The 24221-nt window shown below is 63.6% G+C and carries 23 protein-coding genes and 1 pseudogene; 9 read left to right on the forward strand and 15 right to left on the reverse strand.

What is annotated here, in order from left to right; translation table 11 throughout:
- Positions 1 to 450: 450 nt before the first annotated feature.
- Positions 451 to 3099 (forward strand): Rne/Rng family ribonuclease, encoded by a 2649-nt coding sequence (locus tag ACOYW5_RS03070; protein WP_423067791.1) that lies wholly within the window; start codon positions 451 to 453, stop codon positions 3097 to 3099.
- Between the two features lie 63 nt (positions 3100 to 3162).
- Here ACOYW5_RS03070 and ACOYW5_RS03075 read toward each other — a convergent pair whose 3' ends face one another.
- The 4 genes from ACOYW5_RS03075 to ACOYW5_RS03090 all read right to left on the reverse strand — a co-directional run bounded on the left by ACOYW5_RS03075 (position 3163) and on the right by ACOYW5_RS03090 (position 5913).
- Positions 3163 to 3876, reverse strand: a complete 714-nt coding sequence (locus tag ACOYW5_RS03075; protein WP_423067792.1) for a DUF4386 domain-containing protein — start codon at positions 3874 to 3876, stop codon at positions 3163 to 3165.
- A gap of 1 nt (position 3877) precedes the next feature.
- Positions 3878 to 4465, reverse strand: coding sequence for a TetR/AcrR family transcriptional regulator (locus tag ACOYW5_RS03080; protein WP_423067793.1), 588 nt, complete (start codon positions 4463 to 4465; stop codon positions 3878 to 3880).
- 144 nt (positions 4466 to 4609) lie between these two features.
- Entirely contained in the window at positions 4610 to 4990 is a 381-nt protein-coding gene (locus ACOYW5_RS03085) for a cyclic nucleotide-binding domain-containing protein (RefSeq protein ID WP_423067794.1), read from the reverse strand.
- A 107-nt stretch (positions 4991 to 5097) separates the two neighbouring features.
- Positions 5098 to 5913 (reverse strand): hypothetical protein, encoded by an 816-nt coding sequence (locus ACOYW5_RS03090; protein WP_423067795.1) that lies wholly within the window; start codon positions 5911 to 5913, stop codon positions 5098 to 5100.
- Between the two features lie 145 nt (positions 5914 to 6058).
- On the opposite strand from ACOYW5_RS03090, the gene ACOYW5_RS03095 reads away from it, so the two are divergent.
- Positions 6059 to 6748, forward strand: coding sequence for a helix-turn-helix transcriptional regulator (locus ACOYW5_RS03095; RefSeq protein WP_423067796.1), 690 nt, complete (start codon positions 6059 to 6061; stop codon positions 6746 to 6748).
- Between the two features lie 62 nt (positions 6749 to 6810).
- Positions 6811 to 7185: a VOC family protein gene (locus ACOYW5_RS03100; protein WP_423067797.1), complete on the forward strand. Its 375-nt coding sequence runs from the start codon at positions 6811 to 6813 to the stop codon at positions 7183 to 7185.
- 22 nt (positions 7186 to 7207) lie between these two features.
- Here ACOYW5_RS03100 and ACOYW5_RS03105 read toward each other — a convergent pair whose 3' ends face one another.
- Entirely contained in the window at positions 7208 to 7723 is a 516-nt protein-coding gene (locus ACOYW5_RS03105; protein ID WP_423067798.1) for a GNAT family N-acetyltransferase, read from the reverse strand.
- A 7-nt stretch (positions 7724 to 7730) separates the two neighbouring features.
- Positions 7731 to 8882 (reverse strand): pyridoxal phosphate-dependent aminotransferase, encoded by a 1152-nt coding sequence (locus tag ACOYW5_RS03110; protein WP_423067799.1) that lies wholly within the window; start codon positions 8880 to 8882, stop codon positions 7731 to 7733.
- Between the two features lie 117 nt (positions 8883 to 8999).
- Between ACOYW5_RS03110 and ACOYW5_RS03115 the strand changes: the two genes are divergently transcribed.
- The 4 genes from ACOYW5_RS03115 to accC all read left to right on the forward strand — a co-directional run bounded on the left by ACOYW5_RS03115 (position 9000) and on the right by accC (position 12323).
- On the forward strand, positions 9000 to 9929 hold the full coding sequence (locus ACOYW5_RS03115; RefSeq protein WP_423067800.1) for a DsbA family protein: 930 nt from the start codon (positions 9000 to 9002) through the stop codon (positions 9927 to 9929).
- 95 nt (positions 9930 to 10024) lie between these two features.
- Complete coding sequence (gene aroQ / locus ACOYW5_RS03120) at positions 10025 to 10459, forward strand: type II 3-dehydroquinate dehydratase (protein ID WP_423067801.1); 435 nt, start codon at positions 10025 to 10027, stop codon at positions 10457 to 10459.
- Positions 10460 to 10469: 10 nt separating this feature from the next.
- Positions 10470 to 10970 (forward strand): acetyl-CoA carboxylase biotin carboxyl carrier protein, encoded by a 501-nt coding sequence (accB, locus tag ACOYW5_RS03125; protein ID WP_423067802.1) that lies wholly within the window; start codon positions 10470 to 10472, stop codon positions 10968 to 10970.
- 6 nt (positions 10971 to 10976) lie between these two features.
- On the forward strand, positions 10977 to 12323 hold the full coding sequence (accC, locus tag ACOYW5_RS03130; RefSeq protein ID WP_423067803.1) for an acetyl-CoA carboxylase biotin carboxylase subunit: 1347 nt from the start codon (positions 10977 to 10979) through the stop codon (positions 12321 to 12323).
- A 199-nt stretch (positions 12324 to 12522) separates the two neighbouring features.
- Here the strand turns inward: accC and ACOYW5_RS03135 are convergent, their stop codons facing one another.
- Complete coding sequence (locus tag ACOYW5_RS03135; protein WP_423067804.1) at positions 12523 to 13476, reverse strand: alpha/beta hydrolase; 954 nt, start codon at positions 13474 to 13476, stop codon at positions 12523 to 12525.
- Between the two features lie 97 nt (positions 13477 to 13573).
- Here ACOYW5_RS03135 and aat point away from each other — a divergent pair, with 97 nt between their 5' ends.
- The gene (gene aat, locus ACOYW5_RS03140) at positions 13574 to 14212 is read left to right on the forward strand and encodes a leucyl/phenylalanyl-tRNA--protein transferase (RefSeq protein WP_423067805.1); all 639 of its coding nucleotides are present in this window, start codon (positions 13574 to 13576) and stop codon (positions 14210 to 14212) included.
- Here aat and ACOYW5_RS03145 read toward each other — a convergent pair.
- The 7 genes and pseudogenes from ACOYW5_RS03145 to ACOYW5_RS03175 form a co-directional block, all read right to left on the reverse strand.
- Entirely contained in the window at positions 14200 to 14499 is a 300-nt protein-coding gene (locus ACOYW5_RS03145; RefSeq protein ID WP_423067806.1) for an SDR family oxidoreductase, read from the reverse strand. The genes aat and ACOYW5_RS03145 overlap by 13 nt on opposite strands.
- An 80-nt stretch (positions 14500 to 14579) precedes the next feature.
- Positions 14580 to 14984 (reverse strand): annotated as a pseudogene (locus ACOYW5_RS03150) (SDR family NAD(P)-dependent oxidoreductase); the annotation flags it as partial.
- A 4-nt stretch (positions 14985 to 14988) separates the two neighbouring features.
- On the reverse strand, positions 14989 to 15480 hold the full coding sequence (locus ACOYW5_RS03155) for a GyrI-like domain-containing protein (protein WP_423067807.1): 492 nt from the start codon (positions 15478 to 15480) through the stop codon (positions 14989 to 14991).
- The gene (locus tag ACOYW5_RS03160; protein WP_423067808.1) at positions 15455 to 16045 is read right to left on the reverse strand and encodes an SRPBCC family protein; all 591 of its coding nucleotides are present in this window, start codon (positions 16043 to 16045) and stop codon (positions 15455 to 15457) included. Before ACOYW5_RS03160 ends, ACOYW5_RS03155 begins: the two co-directional genes overlap by 26 nt.
- Positions 16029 to 16376, reverse strand: a complete 348-nt coding sequence (locus ACOYW5_RS03165) for an ArsR/SmtB family transcription factor (protein ID WP_423067809.1) — start codon at positions 16374 to 16376, stop codon at positions 16029 to 16031. The genes ACOYW5_RS03160 and ACOYW5_RS03165 overlap by 17 nt, the downstream gene beginning before the upstream one ends.
- A gap of 220 nt (positions 16377 to 16596) precedes the next feature.
- On the reverse strand, positions 16597 to 17040 hold the full coding sequence (locus ACOYW5_RS03170) for a DUF2155 domain-containing protein (RefSeq protein ID WP_423067810.1): 444 nt from the start codon (positions 17038 to 17040) through the stop codon (positions 16597 to 16599).
- 23 nt (positions 17041 to 17063) lie between these two features.
- Entirely contained in the window at positions 17064 to 17504 is a 441-nt protein-coding gene (locus ACOYW5_RS03175; protein WP_423067811.1) for an NADH:ubiquinone oxidoreductase subunit NDUFA12, read from the reverse strand.
- A gap of 686 nt (positions 17505 to 18190) precedes the next feature.
- Here ACOYW5_RS03175 and ACOYW5_RS03180 point away from each other — a divergent pair.
- Entirely contained in the window at positions 18191 to 21889 is a 3699-nt protein-coding gene (locus ACOYW5_RS03180) for a vitamin B12-dependent ribonucleotide reductase (RefSeq protein WP_423067812.1), read from the forward strand.
- 116 nt (positions 21890 to 22005) lie between these two features.
- On the opposite strand, the gene ACOYW5_RS03185 is transcribed toward ACOYW5_RS03180, so the two are convergent.
- Positions 22006 to 24063, reverse strand: a complete 2058-nt coding sequence (locus ACOYW5_RS03185; RefSeq protein ID WP_423067813.1) for an ATP-binding protein — start codon at positions 24061 to 24063, stop codon at positions 22006 to 22008.
- Between the last annotated feature and the right edge of the window lie 158 nt (positions 24064 to 24221).

The following is a 24221-nucleotide window of genomic DNA, read 5'->3' on the forward strand; positions in this document are numbered from 1 at the left end:
TTTGCGGCAACAACCCTAAAGCGATCTTGAGGCGGCCTGCTGCCCCCACCATATGCTGGAGCGGCGCAATCGGCGCCCCCGGCCCCTGAGGGTGGCAGCGGCGGACCAGAGTAGTTGGTCCGAAGTGCGGCACATTTGGCGCCTCGCATATGAATCTCGATCCCCTTGGGGATCGAAGGACCGGTGGCAGTAGGCTGGCCGGTTCTCAAGGAAGAGGTCTGATGACGACCGGACAGGCAAAGAGTGACGCGATCCCGAATAGCGGTTGCGCTTTTGTCATAGAGGTTCCGGCTGCTGTCGCTCTCCAGTCTCGCCGCGGCGTTCTCGCCGCAGCTTTTGCCGGCGCCAGTCGCGCCACTTTCCTAGAACCATTCGCCTCGCATGGCGCCACGCTAGGAGGACCGGCTCGCCGGTCTATCCGCGTCGGCGCGCGAAGGCGCGGAGATTACTATGGCTGCAAAGCGTATGTTGGTGGATGCCATCCACCCGGAAGAAACACGGATCGTCGTCACCAGCGGTAACCGGCTCGAAGAGTTCGATTTCGAATCCGCCACCCGGCGCCAGCTCAGGGGTAACATCTACCTCGCAAAGGTGACGCGCGTTGAGCCGTCGCTGCAGGCGGCATTCATCGAGTATGGCGGCAACCGTCACGGTTTCCTCGCCTTCTCGGAAATCCATCCCGACTACTACCAGATCCCGGTCGCCGACCGTGAAGCTCTGCTGCGCGACGAAGAGGGCCACGACGACGACGAGCATGAGCACGCCGCAGCGGCTGCTCCGGCCGAGACCGTCGCCGACGACGATCATGGCGATGACGGCGACGAGGCCAGCCACATCGAACAGGCGCCGACCAGCAACGAGCCGGTCGAGAGCGTCGGCGGCAGCGATGCCATGGACGACGTGCAGGAGCGTCGCCGCCCCTCGCAGCGCCGTCACCAGTACAAGATCCAGGAAGTGATCAAGCGCCGGCAGGTGATGCTGGTGCAGGTCGTCAAGGAGGAGCGCGGCAACAAGGGCGCGGCTCTCACCACCTACCTGTCGCTCGCCGGCCGCTACTCCGTGCTGATGCCGAACACCGCTCGTGGTGGCGGCATTTCGCGCAAGATCACCAACGCCGCCGACCGCAAGCGCCTCAAGGATATCGTGGGCGATCTCGAGGTGCCGCAGGGCCAGGGGATCATCCTTCGCACCGCCGGTGCTTCGCGCACCAAGGCCGAGGTGAAGCGCGATTTCGAGTACCTGCAGCGCCTGTGGGAGAATGTTCGCACGCTGACGCTGAAGTCGCAGGCGCCGTGCCTCGTCTATGAGGAAGGTTCGCTGATCAAGCGCACCATCCGCGACCTATATAACAAGGATATCGACGAGCTTTTCGTGGCCGGCGACGACGCCTACCGCGAAGCCAAAGACTTCATGCGCATGATCATGCCGAGCCACGCCAAGAACGTGCAGCTCTACAAGGAAGATGCGCCGATATTCTCGAAGTTCAACGTCGAGGGCCAGCTCGACCAGATGTTCTCGCCGCAGGTCACCCTGCCGTCGGGCGGCTATCTGGTGATCAACCCGACCGAGGCGCTGGTCTCGATAGACGTGAACTCCGGCCGTGCCACCAAAGAGCACAATATCGAGGACACGGCGCTCCAGACCAACCTCGAAGCCGCTGAGGAAGTTGCGCGCCAGCTGCGCCTGCGCGACCTCGCCGGTCTGATTGTCATCGACTTCATCGACATGGTCGAGAACCGCTCCAACCGGGCGGTCGAGCGTAAGCTCAAGGACGCGCTGAAGAACGATCGCGCCCGCATCCAGGTCGGCCGGATCAGCCATTTCGGCCTGCTCGAGATGAGCCGCCAGCGCATCCGCTTCGGCGTCGTCGAAAGCTCGACCCACAAGTGCCCGACCTGCAACGGCACCGGCATCGTCCGTTCGGTCGAGAGCCTCGCGCTCATGGTCATGCGCAATGTCGAGGACCATGTCCTCCGAAAGCCCGGCCAGTCGATCAACGTCCGCGTTCCGACCGATGTGGCGCTCTACATCCTCAACACCAAGCGCGGTACGCTGAACAATCTCGAGGCCAAGTACGGCCTGTCGATCACCATCGTTGCCGATGACCATGTCGGTCCCTCGCACTTTGCCATCGAGCGTGGCGAGGCCCGCCAGCTCGAGCGTGGGGAGACTGCCGGCGCGCATGTCCGCGTTGACACCGCCACCCTGATCGATGCCGAAGCCGAGGCTGCCGACCTGGCGGTCGACGATGAGGACGAAGAGGAAGAAGAAGCGAGCAGCGGTAGCGAGCGCCCTGCCCGCGCCTCCGAAGAAGGTGGGGAGCGCAGCGGCCGCCGCCGCCGTCGCCGCCGTCGCGGCGGTGATCGTGGCGAGGAGCGTCCGGCCCAGCAGCAGCGCCAGCCGGTAGCGGCAGCGCCCGCTGCGGCGGATGGCGAAGACGAGGATGCCGACGAGGCCGCCGAAGGTGAAGTGACCGCAGACGGCGCGCCGCGTAGCGAGGATGGCGAGCCGCGTCGTCGCCGCCGTCGTGGTCGTCGCGGTGGTCGTCGCAGCCGTCGTCCCGAGGATGGCGCCGAGCAGCCGTCCGAGGTCGCAACCGAGTCCACTGTCCCGGCCGCCGAGGACGTCGCCGAGGTGATGGCTGTCGCTACGCCGATCGAGACTGTCGTTGCCGAAGCGCCGGCTGCAGCCGAGGAAGCCCCGGCAAAGCCGAAGCGTGGCCGCCGCAAGAAGGCCGAGCCTGTGACCGAAGAAGCGGCTGCGGTCGTCGAGTCGGCGCCAGTCGCCGAAGCGCCGGCAGCAGAGGCTCCGGTCGCCGAAGAGGCTCCATCCGAGAAGCCGAAGCGCACGCGGGTCCGCAAGCCCAAGGCAGCGGTGGCCGAGGAGGCAGCTCCCGCTGCCACCGTCGCCGAGGCGCCGGTCGAAGCTGCGCCTGCGCCGGAGCCCGAAGCGAAGGCCGCTTCGCGTCGTCGCAAGAAGGAAATTCCGGAAGGTGAGATCCTCACCAGCTCGACCGTTGCTGCTGAAGAGCAGGCCGTCGAAGACGGCAAGCCCAAGAAGGTCGGCTGGTGGCAGCGCCGGCTGGGTCTCGGCGGCTAAGCCGGACCGAAATAAATGACAGAGCGGCGGTCCATGTGGCCGCCGCTTCTGTTTTCGGGTCCGTTATGCCAGCGCGGCGGTCGCGGGGGCGACCTTGGCGATGCGGTCTCCGCGCAGCACGATCACGCCCAGTGCAAGTACCCAAAGTGCCCAGAGTGTGTAGCTGATCGAGTTGATGGCGCCGGTTGCCGGCACGCCGAAAGGCTCAGCCATTCCGGCCAGTACCCCGAGCGCGATCATGGCACCGGTTAGCGCGAGAATCTTGTGCCGACGCCAGATCAAGCCGCTCACGGCCAGCGTCCAACCGGCAGTGAAGAAGTAACCGAAGTGCTCGCCCACACCCATGCCGAGATAGTGATTGGCCGCATCGAACAGTGCAACCGCCACCTGCCGGCTGATCTCGCTCGCGTCGGGTGCCACGTAGCTCTGGGCCAGCATCGGCACCAGCAGCACCCAGCGCAGCAGCCCGAGGGCCTGCACCAGCCCAGCCAGCACCCCTGCCCCGATGGACAGAGCGGCGAGGAGGTGATCGCGCTCCCATAGTTTGAGGCCAAGGCCGATGACCGTGGGGATCAGCGCCAGCGCCGAAGCCATCATGGCGTACCAGTAGAGGTGGAGGTCGGCCCCCGCCGCGGCGAAGCGCGTCAGCACTTCGCCCGCCGGATGGCGGAGGATATCGGGGTAGTCGAACGTCATCTGCAGGCCGGTGAAGCCGGCCGTGAAGACGAGCGGGATCGCGACCAGCAGCGAGCCGGTCGTGCGGGTTATGGTGGTCATTTCAGTGTCCTTTGAGGTATGGGGCGAGGATGCGCCGGAACATCCGGACGCCGTGGTCACTGTCGGCCTGCGTGAACGGCGCGCCGCCGACATCCTTGAAGACAAGCCAGAAATCGCCCACCAGCCAGAGCAACTGGGCGAGATCGTCTACGGCGTCGGCGTCGCCCGGGCTTTCGATCACCCCGGCTTCGACGAAGAGCCGCACTAGAAACACGGTATTGGCGATTCCCTCCTGGCGATTGGCGCGATAGGCCGCCGCCAGTTCGGGGTCGGAGTTGAGCAGCAGGGTCAGGTCGCGAAAGAAGAACCGGTAGCGCGCCTGGATCGCGAAGTTGCCGGCAAGCATGGTTTCCATCATCTTGATCGATGGCGTGCTGCCCTCCGGCATGGCGTAGTTGCCAGCCCACTCGTCCTGGATGCGCACGAACAGCGCCCGTACGATCTCGGCCTTGTTACGATAGTGGTAGTAGAGGTTGCCCGGGCTCATCCCGAGCGCCTCGGCAATGTGGTTGGTGGTGACGTTGTCGGTGCCCCGCTCATTGAAGAGCACCAACGCGGCGTCGAGAATGCGGTCCTTGGTCGTCGACATCACACCATCCGATTAGAGTATTAACTCTACGAAGGGTGTTTAGAGTTATTGCTCTAATGTGTCAAGCGGATGATTTGCGAGTTTCGTGCAACGCAAACGGCCGGGCGGTTGGTCGGTTTCGCCAGCACCAATATCTCCTGATGCCTAAGCGGCGCGGCGGTGCGCGTTGGCCCGACGCAGGCGGTGGGCCAGGGTCCGGATCACCGCGAGCGAGAAGCTGGGCGCGTATTCCACCATCGCGAGGAACTGCTTTTCGCTGATCGGCACGACCGCGCAGTCCGTCTCCGCCACGACCGTGGCGCTGCGCGGCTTGGCCTCCACCAGAGCCATCTCGCCAAAGATTTCGGATGAGCCGAGGCGCTCGATGATCGCGCCGTTGACGTCGACGGCCACCGTACCCTCGCGGACAACGAAGAACTCGTTGGCTGACTCACCGGCGCGGAAGATGATCTCTCCCGCCCGATATTCGCGGCGCTCACCGCCGAGGCGGCTCAAAACCTGGAAGTCGATGCTTTCGGGCTTCAAGCGAGCCTCCATCCCAACTTTGTCGGGAGAGAATCTCGCGAGCTGGGCTGGAAGTCAAAAGCGCGTCCGTATTTGCCCTAATTCTATCTAAAGCCGCTGGACGACTTTCACCCCGCCGACCGCAACTCCGCCGCGGTGACGATTGCCGATACCTGCGCGAGCAATGCCAGCCCGACTTCGGGAACGAACTGGGGCTGATAGTGGGCCCCGTCCAGCAGCGCGACTGCAGGACCGGTGTCGAGGACCAGGTCGGTCGGGTCGAAGAAGTTTATGCCATAGCGCCGGCGCGCCTGTCCCATCGCGTCGACGATCGTCTGCCGCTGTTCTATCGGCTCGCTTTCGGCATCGGTGTTGAAGTGCGAGACGAACAGCACGGGGCCCGGCAGCGCGTCGCGGATGGCGCGGATGTCCTTGACGATCTCCGCGGTCGACTGCTCGGCGCACACCAGCTCCTGCATCACCTCGCGATGCACCGGTTCCATCTGCGCAAGCGTGTTCGCCAGAAGGTAGGCCAGAGGTTCGTTGCGGCCCAGTCGCACAAGCGGTTGCCACCAGCGCTTCTCGATCGCCTCGTTGGTCACCAGCAATTCGCGCGTGCGGTTGAGCTGCAGATACATCGCCTTGAAACGAATGGCGCGGATCGAGGAGATTTCGACTACGAAACAATCGGTTGCCGCGAAGAGATCACCCAGCTCGAACGCCTCGTCCTGCGGCAGCCACTTCCAGTGGGAGGGAACGTTCAGGAACGGCCGCAGCCGGCCAGCCAGCGGCATCTCGCCGGTCATCAGCCGCAGTTGCTGCAGCACCTCGCGGGTATTGTGCACGTAGCCGAACACGCGCTGCTGGTTGAGCTGCGCCCGGCCCTCTAGTTCCATGGCCCTGATCGGATCGTACACCCGGCAACTGCCGATCGCGGTGATCACGGGACTCGGGTCAGGCATGGGCACTCCGGCAGACGGCGACTCAATCATGCGGAGGGTGAACGAAAGCTCTGCTTCTCGCCAGAACCTCGAACACGCGGGACATGCAAACGGTCGCTGCCGACGCAAAATCCTGTAGGCTTCCGCCATGTCTCGCGCCGAACGGCTTCTCGACCTGATCCAGCTGCTCCGCCGCCACCGGGCGCCCGTTTCCGGCCCGGCCCTCGCGAGCGAGCTCGGGATCTCCATTCGTACCCTCTATCGGGACATTGCTACGCTGCAGGCGCAGGGGGCCGATATCCAGGGCGAACCGGGTCTTGGCTATGTCCTCCGGCCCGGCTTCACGCTGCCGCCGCTGATGTTCACAGCCGATGAGATCGAGGCCCTGGTCCTCGGCAGCCGCTGGGTTGCGCGTCGCGCCGAGGACGCGCGGCTGGGCGATGCGGCGGCGAACGCCATTGCCAAGATCACGTCGGTCCTGCCCGAGGATCTGCGCCAGTCGGTGGAGGGGGCGGCCCTCCTCGTTGGCGCCGGCGAGGTCACTCCGGCCGTGGTCGATCTCGGCGCGATCCGACTCGCCATCCGAAGCGAGCGCAAACTCGCTATCGCCTATCGCAATGCCGATGGCTCAGCTACGGAACGCGCGGTCTGGCCCTTCGCTATCGGCTTCTTCGACCGTGTCCGCGTCGTCGCCGCCTGGTGCGAATTGCGGCAGGACTACCGCACCTTCCGGCTCGATCGCATCTCGCGGATGGAAGCCCTGCCCGACCGTTATCCGCGTCGCCGGGCCGTGATGCTCAAGGAGTGGCGTGAGCGCGAAGGCATCCGTCCCAGCTGACCACTGCCGAAAACTGTCAGTCACCGCCGCTAGACCGTCTCCATCGACAACAGGAGACGCCCATGCGCACCCTCAACTACATCCTCCTCGCCGTCCGCGACCCGCTGAAAAGCGCGGACCTTTACACTCCACTGCTTGGCCGCGAGCCGGTCGAGAAGGCGACGACCTTTGTGCTCTACGTGCTCCCGACCGGCCTCAAGATCGGGCTGTGGCTAGCCGATGAAATGGAGCCCAGGCCGAACGCCGCCGGCGGCGTCGAGATCTCCTTCACCGAAGACAGCAAGGACGCCGTCCGTGCAAGCTTTGAGGAATGGAAGACGCTCGGCCTGAAGATCGTCCAGGAGCCCACGGACATGGACTTTGGCTACACCTTTGTCGCCGAGGACCTGGATGGCCATCGCCTGCGTCCGTTCGTGCCGGCCGACAACCCGCGCTGATGACGGCAACCGGCACGGGCGGCTATCGAGCTGGCCGCCTGTACCGGAACACCAGATCCTCTGGATCCTGCCTCACGGCGTCCGGATCGAGCACGGCCCCCAACCGCTGCGCCACGGCAGCAGAGGCTGTATTGTTCGGGTCCACATAGCTAACGAGGCTCGTGAGCCCGAGCGCCTCGAAGGCCCAATCGCGTAGCCCCGCTGCCGCCTCGGTCGCGTAGCCCTGCCTCTCGAACCCATCGTAGAGCATCCAGCCCAGTTCCTTCTCGGGGAACAGCGGCCCGTGGTTGATGCTCACCTCGCCGACGCGCACGCCATCGTCGCGCCTGTCGACCATCAGCCCACCGTGCCCGAACAGCGCCCAGCTGGCGATATCGTGGCAGAACATGCCCCAGGCGCCCCATTGGTCGAACGGCCCGCCCATGTATTTTGCTCGATCGGACATCATGATCCGCTCGAAGGTCGGAAAGTCGTCGAGCGCGGGCGCGCGTAACCGCAGCCGGGATGTCTCGATAGTCGGAATCGCAAGCCCGATCATGGCTGCCCTATCTTCCTTTGAGAAACCTCTCGATCCGGTTCAGCCCCTCGTCGATCGTCTGCCTCGTGCCAGCATAGGAGAAGCGCACGAAGCGGTTGCCGCTGAGGCGGTCGAAGTCGATGCCCGGCGTCGCCGCGACGCCGACCTGTTCCAGCATCTCGATGCAGAAGCTCAGCGAGTCGTTAGTGTAGCGGGAGAAATCGACATAGGCGTAGAAGGCGCCGTCGCCCTCGCCGGCGGTCGCGAGGCCGAACTGAGCGAGGCCTTCGGCCAGCGCATGCCGGTTCACCGCGTACTGCGCCTTCTGCTCCTCCGAGTAATCGCGCTCGCCCAGTGCCACGCGGCCGGCAATCTGGCTCAGGGTCGGCGCCGCGATGAACAGGTTCTGCTGAAGCATGTAGGTGCGCTGAATGATGTCCTCGGGCAGCACCATCCAGCCAATACGCCAGCCGGTCATGCAGTAGTATTTGCTGAAGCTATTGATGACGATCGCGTCGCGGGTGAACTCGAGCGCCGATACGGACGGGGCCCGGTAGTCGAGCCCGTGATAGATCTCATCGGAGATGAAGCGGACGCCCAGCCGGGCACAGGTCGCGACGATCTCTTCGAGCCCCTCGCGCGTCACCGCGGCACCGGTCGGGTTGGCGGGAGAAGCGAACAGCAGCCCGTCGAACTTCTCGCGCCGGTAGGCTGCTTCGATATCCGCCGCCGTCAACCGCCAGCCCGCGGCGGCCGTTACGGGGATCTCCACCGCCTGCATGCCCAGGCCATCGAGGGTGTTGAGATAGGCCGGATAGCCCGGCCGGGTCACGGCAATCTTCGCCCCTCGTCCGAATGCCGCGAGGAAGGCGAGGATGAAGCCCGAGGACGAGCCCATGGTCACCATCAGGCTCTCCGGATCGACCCCAGCCCGGTGTTGCGTCTGGTAGTAATCGACCAAGGCCCGCCGCAGTTCGATCTGTCCGGCCGAATGGGTGTACTTCTGCGGCTCGTCCAGCGCTGCCGCCACGGCCTGTCGAACCCTTGGCGCCGGCGGCGCCCCGGGTTCGCCCGACTCCATATGCATGACGGTTCGACCACTCGCCTCGACCTGCTTCGAGCGCGCGGTGATTTCCATCACGTAGAACGGCCGGAGGCCGGTGAGCTTTTCGTCCTGCATGGCGCCTTGGCTATGGGAAATGGGCTGGGGGCTCAACTAGAATTGCGCGGGGCCGGCAATGCCAAATTCACCACCGTCTGCTAGAGCTTGCCGACAACGGGCCGCTTCGGAGCTTTCATGTCTCGCTTCACGACCACCCTCGTTCTCCTTGTCGGCGTCCTCGCCGGTGGCCTGGGTGTGTCAATCGCCACGCGCCCGACGGTGGACGTAAGCCAGGTGCGGGCCATTGCCGAAGACGTCGTGGCCCAGGCGCCCAAGTCCACGGTCGGGCTTACGGAGTCCGCCGTCGAGACCATTGTCGCCGACCTTGTCGCGCGCCAGCCGAAGCAGAATCACCCCGGCGAAGGCGTGATCGACGCCGCGACGATCAACCCGATGATCGAGGATTACCTCCTCAAGAACCCTCGCATCCTGCAGCGCGTCACAGTTGCGCTCAATGCCGAGCTTACCGCCGAGCGCATTGCCGAGACCAAGGCGGCTATCGCCGAACTCAGGCTTACCCTGTTCGAGTCGCCCGGCCAGATCGTTCTCGGCAACCCGCAGGGTGACGTCACCCTGGTCGAGATGTTCGACTACAACTGCGGCTATTGTCGCCAGTCCCTGCCCGATATCGCGGCGCTGCTCGACGAGGACAAGAATCTTAAGATCGTCCTCAAGGAGTTCCCGATCCTGTCGCAAGACTCGATCGAAGCGGCGCGTGTCGCAGTGCAGGTCGCTGAAGCCGATGTCGACTACTGGAGCTTCCACCAGGCGCTGTTCACCAGCCGCGGCCAGGTCGACAAGGCCGCCGCGCTCAAGGCAGCGAGCGATCTCGGGCTCAACCCGATCACCCTCGAAATGGGCATGGCGACGCCCAAGGTCGATGCGGTGCTGCAGGAGAGCTACAAGATCGCCGACCAGCTCAAGATCACTGGCACGCCGACCTTCATCATCGGCGAAGAAGTCATCCCCGGCGCCATTGGCCTCGACGGGCTGAGGCAGCGCATCGCCAACATGCGGGCGTGCGGGGCCACCGCGTGCCCGGCCCCGACCGACCAGCCGGGCTGACAGACCAGTCTCCCGCCCCAAATCCGCCCTTTTTCGTGCATTACTCCGCGCCGCGCTTGCGCCCGTTGGGGGGGCCGGTGCACAAGGCACGGACCATGGCTCACCGCGTACTCATCCTCAACGGCCCGAACCTCAATATGCTCGGCACCCGCGAGCCGCAGACCTACGGCACGCAGACGCTCGCCGACATCGAGAAGATGGCCGTTGCCGAGGGCAAGGCACTCGGTCTCGAGGTCACCTGCCGGCAGTCTAACATCGAAGGCGAGCTTGTCACCTGGATCCAGCAGGCGATGGGGCAATTCGACGCCATCATTATCAATCCGGGCGCCTATTCGCACACCTCGATTGCCATCCACGACGCCTTTCGGGCCGTCGGGTTGCCGGTGATCGAAGTCCACCTGTCCAACATCTACACCCGTGAGCCCTTCCGCCATCATTCCTATGTGTCGCCGGTGGCGACCGGGGTGATTTGCGGGCTGGGGGCGACTGGCTATAAGCTGGCCCTCCACGCACTGGCCGAAAAACTATAAGAGGCACAACATGACCAAGGCGCCCCCGAGTTCCGACCAGGCCCTCATCGAGGCCATCGCCAAACTGCTCAACGAACAGAACCTCGCCGAAATCGAGATTGAGCGCGAAGACGTGCGCGTGCGCGTCACCCGCAGCTACCCCTCTCAGGGCGTGCAGCAGGTGAGCGTGCCGGCCTACGCTCCGGCTCCGGCCGCCGCGCCGGCCCCTCAGGCGTCGACCGTGCCGGCAGGCGCCGCGGCGGCAGCTGTGACGGCGTCGGATGATCTCTCGTCCAACCCGGGCACGCTGACCTCTCCTATGGTCGGCACCGCGTATCTTTCGCCCGAGCCCGGCAAGCCGGCTTTCGCTACCGTTGGGTCGAAAGTATCCGAGGGCCAGACCGTCCTCATCATCGAGGCGATGAAGACGATGAACCAGATCCCGGCCCATCGCTCTGGCACCATCACCCGCATCCTCGTCGAGGACGCTGCCCCGGTCGAATACGGCCAGCCGCTCGTCGTCATCGAGTAACCCCGCATGTTCCAGAAGGTCCTCATCGCCAATCGCGGCGAGATCGCGCTCCGCATCCTCAGGGCGTGCAAGGAGCTCGGTATCCAGACCGTCGCGATCCATTCGACCGCCGATTCCAACGCCATGCATGTGCGCCTCGCCGACGAGAGCGTCTGCATCGGCCCGCCGCCGGCCAAGGACAGCTATCTCAACATCCCGTCGATCATGGCGGCCTGCGAGATCACCGGCGCCGACGCCGTACATCCCGGCTACGGTTTCCTCTCGGAGAACGCGCGCTTCGCCCGCATCCTGAGCGAACACAAGATCACCTTCATCGGCCCCTCGTCGCACCATATCGAGATCATGGGCGACAAGATCACCGCCAAGAAGACGGCGGTGGAGCTCGGCATTCCCGTGGTCCCCGGCTCGGCGGGCGAGGTGAAGACCGACGCCGAGGCCAAGGCGACTGCGCTCGAGATCGGCTACCCGGTCCTGATCAAGGCTACTGCCGGTGGCGGTGGTCGCGGCATGAAGGTCGCGCACACCGAGGCCGACGTCCTGACCGCCTGGTCGACCGCCCGCGCCGAGGCCAAGGCCGCCTTCGGCAACGAGTCGGTCTACATGGAGAAGTACCTCGGCCAGCCCCGGCATATCGAAGTGCAGGTACTCGGCGACGGCCAGGGCAACGCCGTGCACCTCGGTACCCGCGATTGCTCGCTGCAGCGCCGCCACCAGAAGGTCTGGGAGGAGGCCCCTGCCCCGACCGTGCCGCTCAACGAGCAGCTCGAGATCGGCGAGATCTGCGCCGCCGCCATGCGCAAGCTGAAATACTCCGGCGCCGGCACGATCGAATTTCTATACGAGAACGGCAAGTTCTACTTCATCGAGATGAACACCCGCTTGCAGGTGGAGCACCCGGTCACCGAACGCATCACCGGCGTCGACATCGTCTACGAGCAGATCCGCGTCGCCTCGGGCGAGAAGCTGAGCCTCCGCCAGGATCAGGTGGTGTTCAACGGCCACGCCATCGAGGTCCGTATCAACGCCGAGGACCCGCAGACCTTCGCCCCGTCGCCCGGCAAGATCCAGTTCTACCACCCTGCCGGTGGCGTCGGCGTGCGCGTCGATAGCGCTGTCTACCAGGGCTATACGATCCCGCCGTACTACGACTCGCTGATCGGCAAGCTGATCGTTTACGGCCGCACCCGCGAGGAGTGCCTGCAGCGCCTGCGCCGCGCCGTGGACGAGTTCGTCATCGACGGCATCAAGACCACCCTGCCCCTGTTCCAGCGCCTGATCCAGAACAAGGACATCGCTGCCGCGAACTACGACATCCACTGGCTTGAAAAGTTCCTCAGGGACAACAAGGCCTGACGGCGGCCTTCAATTCGTTAACGATTTCTGAACGAGCGCTCCAGCGCCCGTTCAGTTGCGTTGCTGCATGTTCCCCTCACACCCGTGAGGAACTGCCATGTTGCACTTCATCGATTACCTCGACGCCATCGTCATCATGCTTCCCGTCGTCGCCGCCGCGATCAGCCTGCCGTTCCTCGTCCGAATCGTCGTTCGCTGATCAGTCGCCGAGACTGCGGAGCCAGCCCAGCATCTCCTCGCGATAGCGCGCGGGGTTCTCCTTGTAGGAGAGCAGATGGTTGGCGCTGGTCCTGAGATAGGTGATGGGCCCGACCCGCTCTGCCACCAGCCGATCGCTGGTCGTGATCGGCACCAGCGTGTCCGCCGTGCCGTGCGCCAGGAAAACCGGCCCGGGAGACTTCGCCACCGTATCGAGGCTCACGGCGTCGCTCAGCCTGGCACCGCGGTAGAGATCGAACACTCCGACCCCGGCGGCCGCCAGCGTCCGTGCAAACGGCAGCGCCCGTGCCCCCAGTTTGTCAGCCACCACTTCGTTGAAATCCAGCGCCGGGGCATCGAGCGCCAGCGCCACGACCCTGTCGGCCTGCTGCGAGTGCTGGAGGAACTGTCCGGCAATCGCCCCGCCCATCGACTCCGCCGCGACGATCACGTTCGGCGCGCCTTGCGTAAGTACCCAGCTCACCGCCGCATCGAGGTCGCGCCATTCGGTCATGCCGAAGCTGAAGAGCGGGTTCGGATCGGCGGGCGCTCCGCGGTCGTTGCGATAGGTGATCATCAGCGTCGGGATGCCGGCCTCGTGGAGGATCGACAGCTGCCGATAGCCATTCTCGCGCGTGCCGCCGACGCCGTGGACATAGATCGCCCACGGCCCATCCACGTTCGCCGCCGGCACGAACCACGCCTCCGCCGGTCCAAGATCGGTGTCGTAGTGCACGGTCTCGAACGGCAGCCCGAGCGCCGCCTGCGGATCGCCGAAATAACCGAGCTCGAACGGGTCCTTGGGCGGATTGGGATTGCTATACCCGCCCCAGTCGATGCTACCCGGGGTCAGCAGATGGTTCAGCAGCGCCGAGGTGAAGATCGCGCCGGCGAGCACGTATAGCCCCGCCAGGACGACAAGCCCGATACCGACCCGCTTCACCCACCTACCCATATGTGCCCCCGATTCAGTGGGCGGACCATCGCCTAATCCATTTGACGCGACAACTGTCGCCATTGTCGGCCGGCGCGGGGCGGCCCATATTCGCGCCATGTCTCGCAAGACCGATCCCTTCGCCATCGAGCTCACGCCGGAACTCATCGTCCGGGCCTACCAGGCCGGGATTTTCCCCATGGCGGAGGACGCGGATTCACCTGACCTGTTCTGGGTCAGCCCGCAAAAGCGCGGTATTATCCCGCTCGACGACTTTCACATCTCGCGCACCCTGCGAAAGACGCTGCGGAGCCACCCGTATGAGGTGAAAGTCGATACCGACTTCGCCGCCACCATCGAGGGCTGCGCCACGGCGGGCGTCGATCGCGAGAGCACCTGGATCAACCCGGAGATCCGGCGCCTATATGGCGCCCTGTTCGAGCGCCGCTTTGTCCACACCGTCGAGGTCTGGGATGGTCCGGACCTTGTCGGCGGCCTCTACGGCGTTTCGCTCGGCGCGGCCTTCTTCGGCGAATCGATGTTCCACCGGAAGACCGATTGCTCCAAGATCGCCATGGCTCACCTGCTGCACCGGCTGGTCGCTGGCGGCTATCGGCTGCTCGACACCCAGTTCGTCACCGACCACCTCCGCACCTTTGGCGGCATCGAGATTCCGCGCGAGGACTACGAGGCGCGCCTGGCGGAGGCGCTGAAGCACAGCGCCGATTTCCGCGCCATCGACACTCAGTCGATCTGAGCCCCACCGGTGGCGTTGGCCATCGTCATGGTCATGCCCGCCGCGAGATCGGACGCAAGGAGCACGGCCGCATCGGCTACCTGGGCCAGGCGCGTCACCCGGCGGAGCGGAGTGTCCTTGCTGAACTCCTTCTCCACCGCGTCCCAGGTCCATCCCCATTCGTCGGCCCGCAACTGCCAGGCGGCGCGCACGCCGGGGGCATCGGGCGACCCGGGCGAGCGGACCCAGACCACGCGAACCTGCTGCGGACCGTTCTCGACCGCCAGCTGCCGCAGGTAGTGCTCCACTGCCGCACAGGCGATGCCGAAGCCGCGACATGGCTGAAGGCCTCGCGCCCGGCATTGGCGGTGATGCCAACGATCACCCCACCGCCATTCTGCGCCATGTGCCGCGCCAGCGCAGTGCCGGTGTGGAACCAGGTGGTCAGCGAGGTCTGCATTGGGCGCAGGAAGCGGGCGATGTCCATCTCGACCAACGGCTGGCCCTGCGTGTCGCCCCAGTCGATAGCATTGAACATCAGCCTGACCGGCCCTGCGCGGTCGACGACGCCAGCGAGGTGCGCTTCCACCGCGTCCTTGTCGGTTGCATCCACCGCAGCGAACTCGGCGCGACCGCCGGCCGCGGCAATCTCGCCGGCCACCACCTGCAGCCGCTCGAGCTTCCGCGCCGCGAGAAACACCTGCGCACCTTCCCGTGCGAAGGCCTTGGCGACGGCGCCGCCCACCGCGCCGCTGCCGCCATAGACAATTGCCGTCTTGCCCTCGAGCAGCATGGCATCAGTCCCTGAGCTTGATCTCGATGATGGTTTCCCACTTGTCCGGATCGGGCTCGTCGTGCGGCCCGTTGGGGTAAGTCTCCAGCCGCGACACAAACGTATCGCCCTCCGGGGTCTCGATCGCGTCCCAGCGGATGCCCTGCTCCCGCGCCCAGCGGATCAGGAAGCCCGTCGCGTCGATCAGCCTGTCGTAGTGACCGAAATGAATGAGCTGGACATAGCGCCCTGCCGGCAGCACGCCGGCGACGAGTTCGCCTGCCGCCTCCACCTGCCTGGCGAGAGGGACACCAAAATCGATCTCGAGCTCAGGCATGTTGATGAAGTTGTACTTGAAGAACACAGGTCCATCTGGTTGCAGACGCTTCTTATTCACTTCAGCGAACAGCTTCTCCATGATCCCGGGTATCACCTCCCCGAAGGGAATCGTCACCGCCCTTCGCACCGCCACATACGGCGTGGCGGCCCGCTCAACGATCTTCGGCTCTATCGCCATTCCGGCTTTCCTCCGTTGCCTGCCTCTGCCGCTCCCGCGCCTCGGCAATGTCCTCGGTCACTCCGTCGCTGCGCGGTCGCCCTTTCGGGCGCCAGTCATCATCCTCAAACAGCAGCAAATAGCTGGCGAATGTATTGAACCCGCTGTTCCAGCCCCAGCCGTGACCGTCGCGTTCCTCGCGGTTGAGGAATGGGGTCTGCTCGAACAACATGCGTGTCCGGCCGCCCTCGGCTTCGAGGAACTCCATCGTTACGACGGTCTCGAACCCATCGGCGTCGTTGATGTAGGTGAAGCTGAGGCGGCCCGGCTCGTCGATCTCGAGATACTCGCCGTGGATCCAGTGCTGGTGCCCCGGCCCGTTGCTCATGCAGCGGCGCCACTTACCGCCGACCCGGAAGTCGATTTCGCATTCGAGCAGGGCATAGCCCTCCGGCCCGTGCCAGCGGATCATGTGCTCTGGATCGCGCCAGAGCCGCCACACCAGCTCCCGCGGTGCGTCGAACACCCGGTCGATGTTCAGCACCAGGGCGAGCTGTTCCGCCGTCGCGCTACTGTTTCGGGCCATCCGGGTCCCCTGCCTGCAGCTCCGCCAGATAGGCATCCATGCGCGCGAAATTCTGCTCCCAGTGCCGCCGGTAGCGCTCAACCCAGCCCGACACCTCCGCGAGCGGCGCCGCGTTCAGCTGCACCGGTCGCCACTGCGCCTGCCGTGTCCGCACCACCAGCCCCGCATGTTCCAGCACTTTGAGATGCCGGGAAATGGCGGGCATGGAAATATCGAACGGCTCGGTGAGCTCGCTCACCGATGCCTCGCCTTGGCTCAGGCGCTCGAGGATGGCGAGGCGCGTCGGATCTGCCAAGGCAGCAAAGGTCTGGGCGAGTTGAGTTGAAGTCATATTTCACGCATACGTTAAATAACGCGAATGTTAAATACGTGCCACGTGCGCTTGTCAACGAGGTACGGGCGGAAGTTGATTGGTCTGGGCAGGCGCCCCCCGCTCGGTATCATCCCTGCGAAGGCAGGGATCCAAGCCGCCGCAGGCGCTGGCTGAGAGTTGGATCCCTGCCTGCGCAGGGATGACATCTTTGGTGATTGCGCCACCGCGCATCGAAGGCCTAGCCGCGGTTGTCCGGCTGTCCCTCGGCCGGCGGTGCGGCTGGCGCATCCGGTGGTGGCACGTCGGAGCTCTGCTTACAGTCGAGCAGCCAGATATCGTAGACCGCGTGGTCGATGGCATTGAGCGCCGGGCTGTCGGCAAACATCCAGCCTGTGAATATCCGCTCGATCTTGCCGGTCAGCGCCACCTGGTCCACCTCTACGAACACGCTGGTGCGCTGCGTTTCGGTCGGTGGCCGCGTGTAGCAGGCGCGCGGCGTGATCTGCAGGGCGCCGAACTGCACCGTCTCGTTGATATAGACGTCAAAGCCGGTGATCCGGCCCGTGATCTTGTCGAGGCCGGAGAACTGCGCCACCGGATTGGCGATCGTCTCCGCCATCGCGGGCGCCACGAGGGCGAGCACGGCGATGAAGGCGGCAAGTGCCTTGCGGACCATAAGCATGGGCTTCCCGATAGAGGTCGGACTTACTCGGGCGACCAGGCGTCGTAGTCGGCGCTGACGCGCGGACGCTCGCCCTTGCTGAGGAGGCTCCCATCCGGACGATAGGCCGCCGCCGTGCCGGTCAGGTTCGGCTGGTGCGGCTGCTCCCACGCGCGCGGCTGGTACTCGGTCTCGGTCGGCGGGGTATTGGTGCGGTAGTGCATCCAGCCATACCAGCCGGGCGGAATGGTCGAGGATTCGGCGTAGCCGCCGGCATAGGCCACCATGCGGCGCTCGTAGCCGTTCGGGCCGGGCTTGGCGCCCTTCCTCGAGCGGTAGTAGCGGTTGCCCACCTCGTCGGTGCCGACATACTCGCCCTTGGTCGCGATCCAGAACCGGGTGCCCCACGTATTGCCCCGCCACCAGGTGAGAATTTCGAGCAGGAAATCCTTCCAGCTGAACTCGTCGCGATTGTCGCGTGCCATGCCGTCCGTCCGTATTCGGCGGGCCAAATCGCCCGTCTGCCAAGGTCGTCTGCCTCTAGCATGCAGGCGTTGCGACGCCTAGGGGCATTCCCGCTACGAAGGGACATCCCGGCAACTACCTATTGTGTGCCGCACCTCCCCCAGGGGCCGTCTATGGTCATCGCGTTTGTGACGGAAATATTGCGCTTGACACGTTGCGCACCGAAATCGGCCCTTCGCTTAGCGCCCGATGCTCACCTTCGCGCGTCGCTCAAAGATGGCAAAAGAGTGGCTAATTTCCTGAGGTTTACGACCGATTCCGGCAGTACCATCTGGGCCTGAAGTACACAAAATTGACCTTCACCGGCGCCGAATCGTGCTTGGAACTTTTCCCCGCAATCCACATATGAGATACTGGATTTAGACGTCGGAGTAAGGCAATGCCACTACCGGTTGTGTGTTGTGATCATGCCTCGGCATTGACCGACTCGATGAGACGGGTGAACCCTATAGAGGTTGCGCCGGGCTCATCGAGACGGCGCGACGGACGATCGGGACCAAGCGGCGGCGGCAGTTCGCTGAAGGTCCCAAACGGGGCTCCTTGGCTGTTTTTCACGGCCGTTAGACAGCGTCATACGAAGAGGCAGAGACCGTCATTGGCGGTCCGCGGGCTTTCCTGTCCGCTCATTTTGGGAAATGTATAGCAAATGCGCATCGAACGCCGGTTCACGAAAGCCAACGACAGCGCCTATGCGGGGATCGATTTTCGCTCGGTGACGAGTGAGATCAAGAACCCCGACGGCTCGATCGTGTTCAAGCTCGAAGGCATGCAGGTCCCCTCGACCTGGTCGCAGGTCGCTGCCGACATCATCGCCCAGAAGTATTTCCGCAAGGCCGGCGTCGCCAAGATCCTGAGACGCGTCGAGGAAAACGACGTTCCCTCCTGGCTGTGGCGTTCGGTCCCCGACGAGAAGGCCCTGGCAAAACTCCCCGAGGCTGAGCGCTACGGTTCGGAAACCGACAGCCGCCAGGTCTTCGAGCGTCTCGCCGGCACCTGGACCTACTGGGGCTGGAAGGGCAAGTATTTCGCCACCGAGGAGGATGCGCGCGCCTTCTTCGATGAGCTCTGCTTCATGCTGGCGACGCAGCGCGTGGCGCCGAATTCCCCGCAGTGGTTCAACACCGGCCTGCACTGGGCCTATGGCATCGATGGCCCCGGCCAGGGCCACTTCTATGTCGACCCCTTCAGCGGCAAGCTCGTCTCGTCGAAATCGGCCTACGAGCATCCGCAGCCGCATGCCTGTTTCATCCAGTCGGTGAGCGACGACCTCGTCAACGAGGGCGGCATCATGGACCTGTGGGTGCGTGAGGCGCGTCTGTTCAAGTATGGTTCGGGCACCGGCTCGAACTTCTCGAAACTCCGCGGCGAAGGCGAGCGCCTCTCGGGCGGCGGCAAGTCGTCGGGCCTGATGAGCTTTTTGAAGATCGGCGACCGCGCTGCCGGCGCCATCAAGTCGGGCGGCACCACCCGTCGCGCCGCCAAGATGGTGGTGATCGATATCGATCACCCCGATATCGAGGACTACATCAACTGGAAGGTGAAGGAGGAGCAGAAGGTCGCTGCTCTCGTCACCGGCTCCAAGGTCGTGTCGAAGGCCCTCAAGGCCATCATGAAGGCCGCCGTCAATTGCGAAGGCAATGGCGACGACTGCTTCGACGTCACCAGGAACCCGGCGCTGAAGCGCGAAGTCCGCGCCGCGAAGAAAGCGCTCGTGCCGGAGAACTACATCCAGCGCGTCATCCAGTTCGCCCGCCAGGGCTACACGGACATCGATTTCCCGGTCTACGACACCGACTGGGACAGCGAGGCGTACCTCACCGTCTCGGGCCAGAACTCGAACAACTCCGTCCGCGTCACCGACGATTTCCTCAAGGCCGTCGAGACCGATGGCGACTGGAACCTCCTCAGCCGCACCAAGGCCGGCAAGGTCGTGAAGACCGTCAAGGCCCGCGACCTGTGGGAGCAGATCGGCTACGCCGCCTGGGCCTCGGCCGATCCGGGCATCCATTTCCACACCACCATCAACGAGTGGCACACCAGCCCGGAAGCCGGCGAGATCGTCGCCTCGAACCCGTGCTCGGAATACATGTTCCTCGACGACACGGCCTGTAACCTCGCGTCGGTGAACCTGCTCCCCTACCGCAACGCCGACTCGTCCTTCGACGTCGCCGCGTTCGAGCACACCTGCCGCCTGTGGACCGTCGTCCTCGAGGTCTCGGTGATGATGGCGCAGTTCCCGTCCAAGGCCATCGCCGAGCGCAGCTACATCTACCGCACGCTGGGCATCGGCTACGCCAATATCGGCGGCCTGCTGATGACCTCCGGCATTCCGTATGACTCGGCCCAGGGCCGCGCCATTGCCGGCGCCATCACCGCCGTCATGACCGGCGTCTCCTATGCCACCTCCGCCGAAATGGCCGGCGAGCTCGGGGCGTTCCAGGATTATCCGCGCAACGCCAAGCACATGCTTCGCGTCATCCGTAACCACCGCACCGCCGCCTATGGCCGTACCGAGGGCTACGAGGGCCTGTCGATCAACCCTGTCGCCCTCGACCACGGCTCGATCGGCGACGACGTGCTCTCCACCCGCGCCAAGGCCGTGTGGGACGATGCCCTGTCGCTCGGCGAAAAGCACGGCTACCGCAACGCGCAGGTCTCGGTGATCGCCCCCACCGGCACGATCGGCCTCGTCATGGATTGCGACACCACCGGCATCGAGCCCGATTTCGCCCTGGTGAAGTTCAAGAAGCTGGCCGGTGGCGGCTACTTCAAGATCATCAACAATGCGGTGCCCCCGGCGCTGCGCACCCTCGGCTATTCCGAGAGCCAGATCGCCGAGATCGAGGCTTATGCGGTCGGCCACGGCAACCTGAACCAGGCGCCGGGCATCAATCCCTCGACGCTCCGCGCCAAGGGCTTTACCGACGACAAGATTGCCGCGCTCAACGCCGCGACCAAGTCGGCCTTCGACATCAAGTTCATCTTCAACCAGTGGACGCTCGGCGCCGATTTCCTCAAGAGCCTCGGCGTCACCGATGCCCAGCTCGGCGACATGACGTTCGACCTGCTGGCCTTCCTCGGCTTCTCCAAGAAGGACATCGAGGCCGCCAACATCCATGTCTGCGGCTCGATGACGCTCGAGGGCGCGCCCTTCCTCAAAGACGAGCACCTGCCCGTCTTCGATTGCGCCAATCCCTGCGGCAAGACCGGCAAGCGCTATCTCTCGGTCGAGAGCCACATCCTGATGATGGCGGCCGCGCAGCCGTTCATCTCGGGCGCGATCTCCAAGACCATCAACATGCCGAACGACGCCACGGTCGCCGACGCCAAGGAGGCTTACCAGCTCAGCTGGCGCCTGGCGCTCAAGGCCAACGCGCTCTACCGCGATGGCTCCAAGCTTTCGCAGCCGCTCAATTCCTCGATCCTCGCCGATGAAGAGGATGACGAGGACGAGGATGCGGCCGAGACGCTGCTCGCCGCCAACCAGATGGCGCGCGTGCCGCAGATCACCGAAAAGATCGTCGAGCGCATCGTCGAGCGCGTCTCGCGCGAGCGCGAAAAGCTGCCGAACCGCCGCAAGGGCTACACCCAGAAAGCCAATATCGGCGGCCACAAGGTCTACCTGCGCACCGGCGAGTTCGACGACGGGCGCCTGGGCGAAATCTTCATCGACATGCACAAGGAAGGCGCCGCCTTCCGCGCCATGATGAACAACTTTGCCATCTCGATCTCGCTCGGCCTGCAGTATGGCGTGCCGCTCGACGAGTACGTGGAGGCCTTCACCTTCACCCGGTTCGAGCCGGCCGGCATGGTGATGGGCAACGACCGGATCAAGAACGCCACCTCGATCCTCGACTACATCTTCCGCGAGCTGGCCGTGAGCTATCTCGACCGCGAGGATCTGGCCCATGTCCACACCGACACCCCCACGGCCCTCGCCCCGACCGGCGAAGGCCAGCGCCCTGCCCCGGTCCCGGCCCAGAACCTCGTCTCCCGCGGCATGACCCGCGGCAAGATGAAGGACCAGAACCTGATGCTGGTCTCGGGAGGCCTCTCGGCCGCGACGGCCTACAACCCAGTCGCTTCGATGCAGACGAGCACCGTCACGGCCCTCAAGGCCGCCACTGCCCTCAAGATCGAAACGAGCCCCACCGTCCTCAACGAAGCCGAACTCAACCCCATCCCAAGCCCGCCGACCCAGCAGGACGCGGGTCAGCTACGGGCCCAGGCCCTGATGCAGGGCTATACGGGCGACCAGTGCAGCAACTGCAATTCGATGCGGATGAAGGTGAGCGGCCACTGCATGGTTTGTGAGGATTGTGGGACAACGACTGGGTGCAGTTGAGTTAACGGCCGCCGCCGCCGCCGCAACGGCCACTGGCTCACACTGGAAAATAAGGTCCCGAACACGGGACCTTATTTTACGTTGTATGATCGCGCTTCAGCAGCAATGAACGCCCCCTAGCTCGCCGTCCGACTCTCCGCCGACTCAGCCAAGCTGGCGAGAGTACTTTTGGGATGCCTATCGTACGAGGATCGGCCTTCCAGCATCTGGACAAACGCCTCGTTGCGATTGCTTGCTCGATCGACGAGCCGGTCAAAGGCCACCACTTCCAACATAAGGTTGAGAGCCTTGTAGTAGCGGTAGGCCATCTGTCCTCCGTAGTTCGTGACGGTGAAGTCCTCTAGCTCAAGGTAGCTTTCCAGATTCTCGTTCCAGTCGGCCAACACATACCCCCTCACCATCCGGCCAGCGGGAATGATAATTTCTCTACCGCTTGACGTCTTGACCCGCCCTTTCTTGCGAATATCGGCGATCTGCTTTTTCAACTGATCGACGGGGTCGTTGGTGTGGCTATCACTGTCGGACGCATACCCGGTCTTTTGTGGCCGCTTCATCTCAACAACCATCAACTCGTTTTCATTGTTGACCAGGAGATCGTGCGCGTACTGTCCCTTTGCGCGATGAGATCCGTCCGGCGTGCGGTCGCTAGAAATATACTGCGCGTAAGCGAGATCGTCATCCAGCAGCCACAGGTTGTGTGAACTGTAATCGATCTCTTCGCTATCCTTATAGCGCGGGTAGATAAGCTGATGGACCTTGTCCTCGGTCGCCAACCGATCATCGTGTCGTTTCAACAACTCCCTAAATATGCGTATTACGTGATTGCGATATGCCACATAGACCGCTAGCGCTTCCTTTGCGTCAGCAGGAATTTGGGTTTTGACCAGATTAACCAACTCTTCGATGCTCGCATCTTTGTCTAGTTTGGTGAAATCAAACTTTCTACGGAACCTCTCGACGAAAAGATCTTGAGCCAATTGCTCCTTACTTTCTGTTATCGAGCGTTTCTCCACAAACTCTGTTGCGGACTTATCACCGAGGCCGCGCCTGAGGAGCGGGTCCACGGCAATTAGGTGCTCAACATCAGCGACCATCTTTGCCCTACGATCGGCGGTGTAGGCCCGCTCAATCTCTAGTATGTGCTGTTTGGCCAAGGCGATCAGATGATCCTTGATCGACTTCTTTTTTCCCTGAAGCTCGATCTTGCCGTGAAGATTAGTGATCCGATCGCGAGATTGAGATGAAACGAAGAAGTCACTGGAGACGGCCACAAGATAGTAGTACCGCCCTCTCTCGCCTTCGCCTTTCTCGCCGAAAGGCTTGTCGTTCAGTCCGGAGGATATGTTTTCAAGCTCACTTGCCGCTCTATTGTTGGCGTAAAAGTACAGTCGATGCTTCTTCGCTTGATCCTCACCGACGCGAAAATAGCTAAACTCGAACGCCCATTTGGTCTTTCCAATTTCAAGGTGCTCGGTCTTGGTGCCACCAAGCGAGAGAGACTGATGGAACTGGTCAAACAGGTTCACGGAAGCGCCCTGGACCGCCAGCAATAGCCGTTTCGGCACCTTCCTCTGGATGAACTCTATCAAGAAGTGGTCGACAATAGCCTTGGCTATAGCGTCCTGAGGGAACTCACCGGCATATACGTCGCTGCCTGGCTCGAACATTGGCAGCGCAACCGATAGGGGGCGGGTTAAGACGACCGTGAGGCCACTCGCGAAGCGATGCCGGCCCGCGCCTGTCTCCGGAGGGACGTCGATAAGGTTGTCTTCTTCAGCAAAGGGTTCGTACCGGTATGAGCCACCCGATGGAACACCGCCAGCGCGTGCTTCGCTCGACGAATAGTACACCTCGTTGAAGAGCTTGAACGCGATAAAGCGTCCAAAGCCCTTTCCTCCCCGCTCATATTTGTTGCCGGTTAGAGGCGTTAGGAATGCCGACAGGTTCTTTTCGTCAAAGCCCACACCGTTGTCTGTGACCGATATACGTCGAGCTTCAAAATCAAACTCGATACTGATGCTTCCCTCGTCCTCAAGGGTATCACCCCATCGCTCCTCGACGGAATGGAACGAGTTGGAAACCGCTTCGAACACCGGAAACAATAAGCCGTACAAGCCGTCTGGCAGAGTCGCCCTCTTTACTTCCGCTGCCAGATCGATGGATTTGTGTTTCACTGCCCCTCACAGTCGTACGATGTGTACGCGACACTGCGCGCCGATCTACCTTAACGAAGGCCACATTGCGGCCTGACTTGGCTCGTCGCAATAGCACTTCTGCTTATGCCAGCATCTAGAGTCTTGTGTTCTGCTTTCATCGTCTGCTGCACTGAAAG

The sequence above is a fragment of the Devosia sp. CN2-171 genome (genome assembly GCF_049354815.1).
In the GTDB taxonomy this organism is placed as follows: Bacteria; Pseudomonadota; Alphaproteobacteria; order Rhizobiales; family Devosiaceae; genus Devosia_A.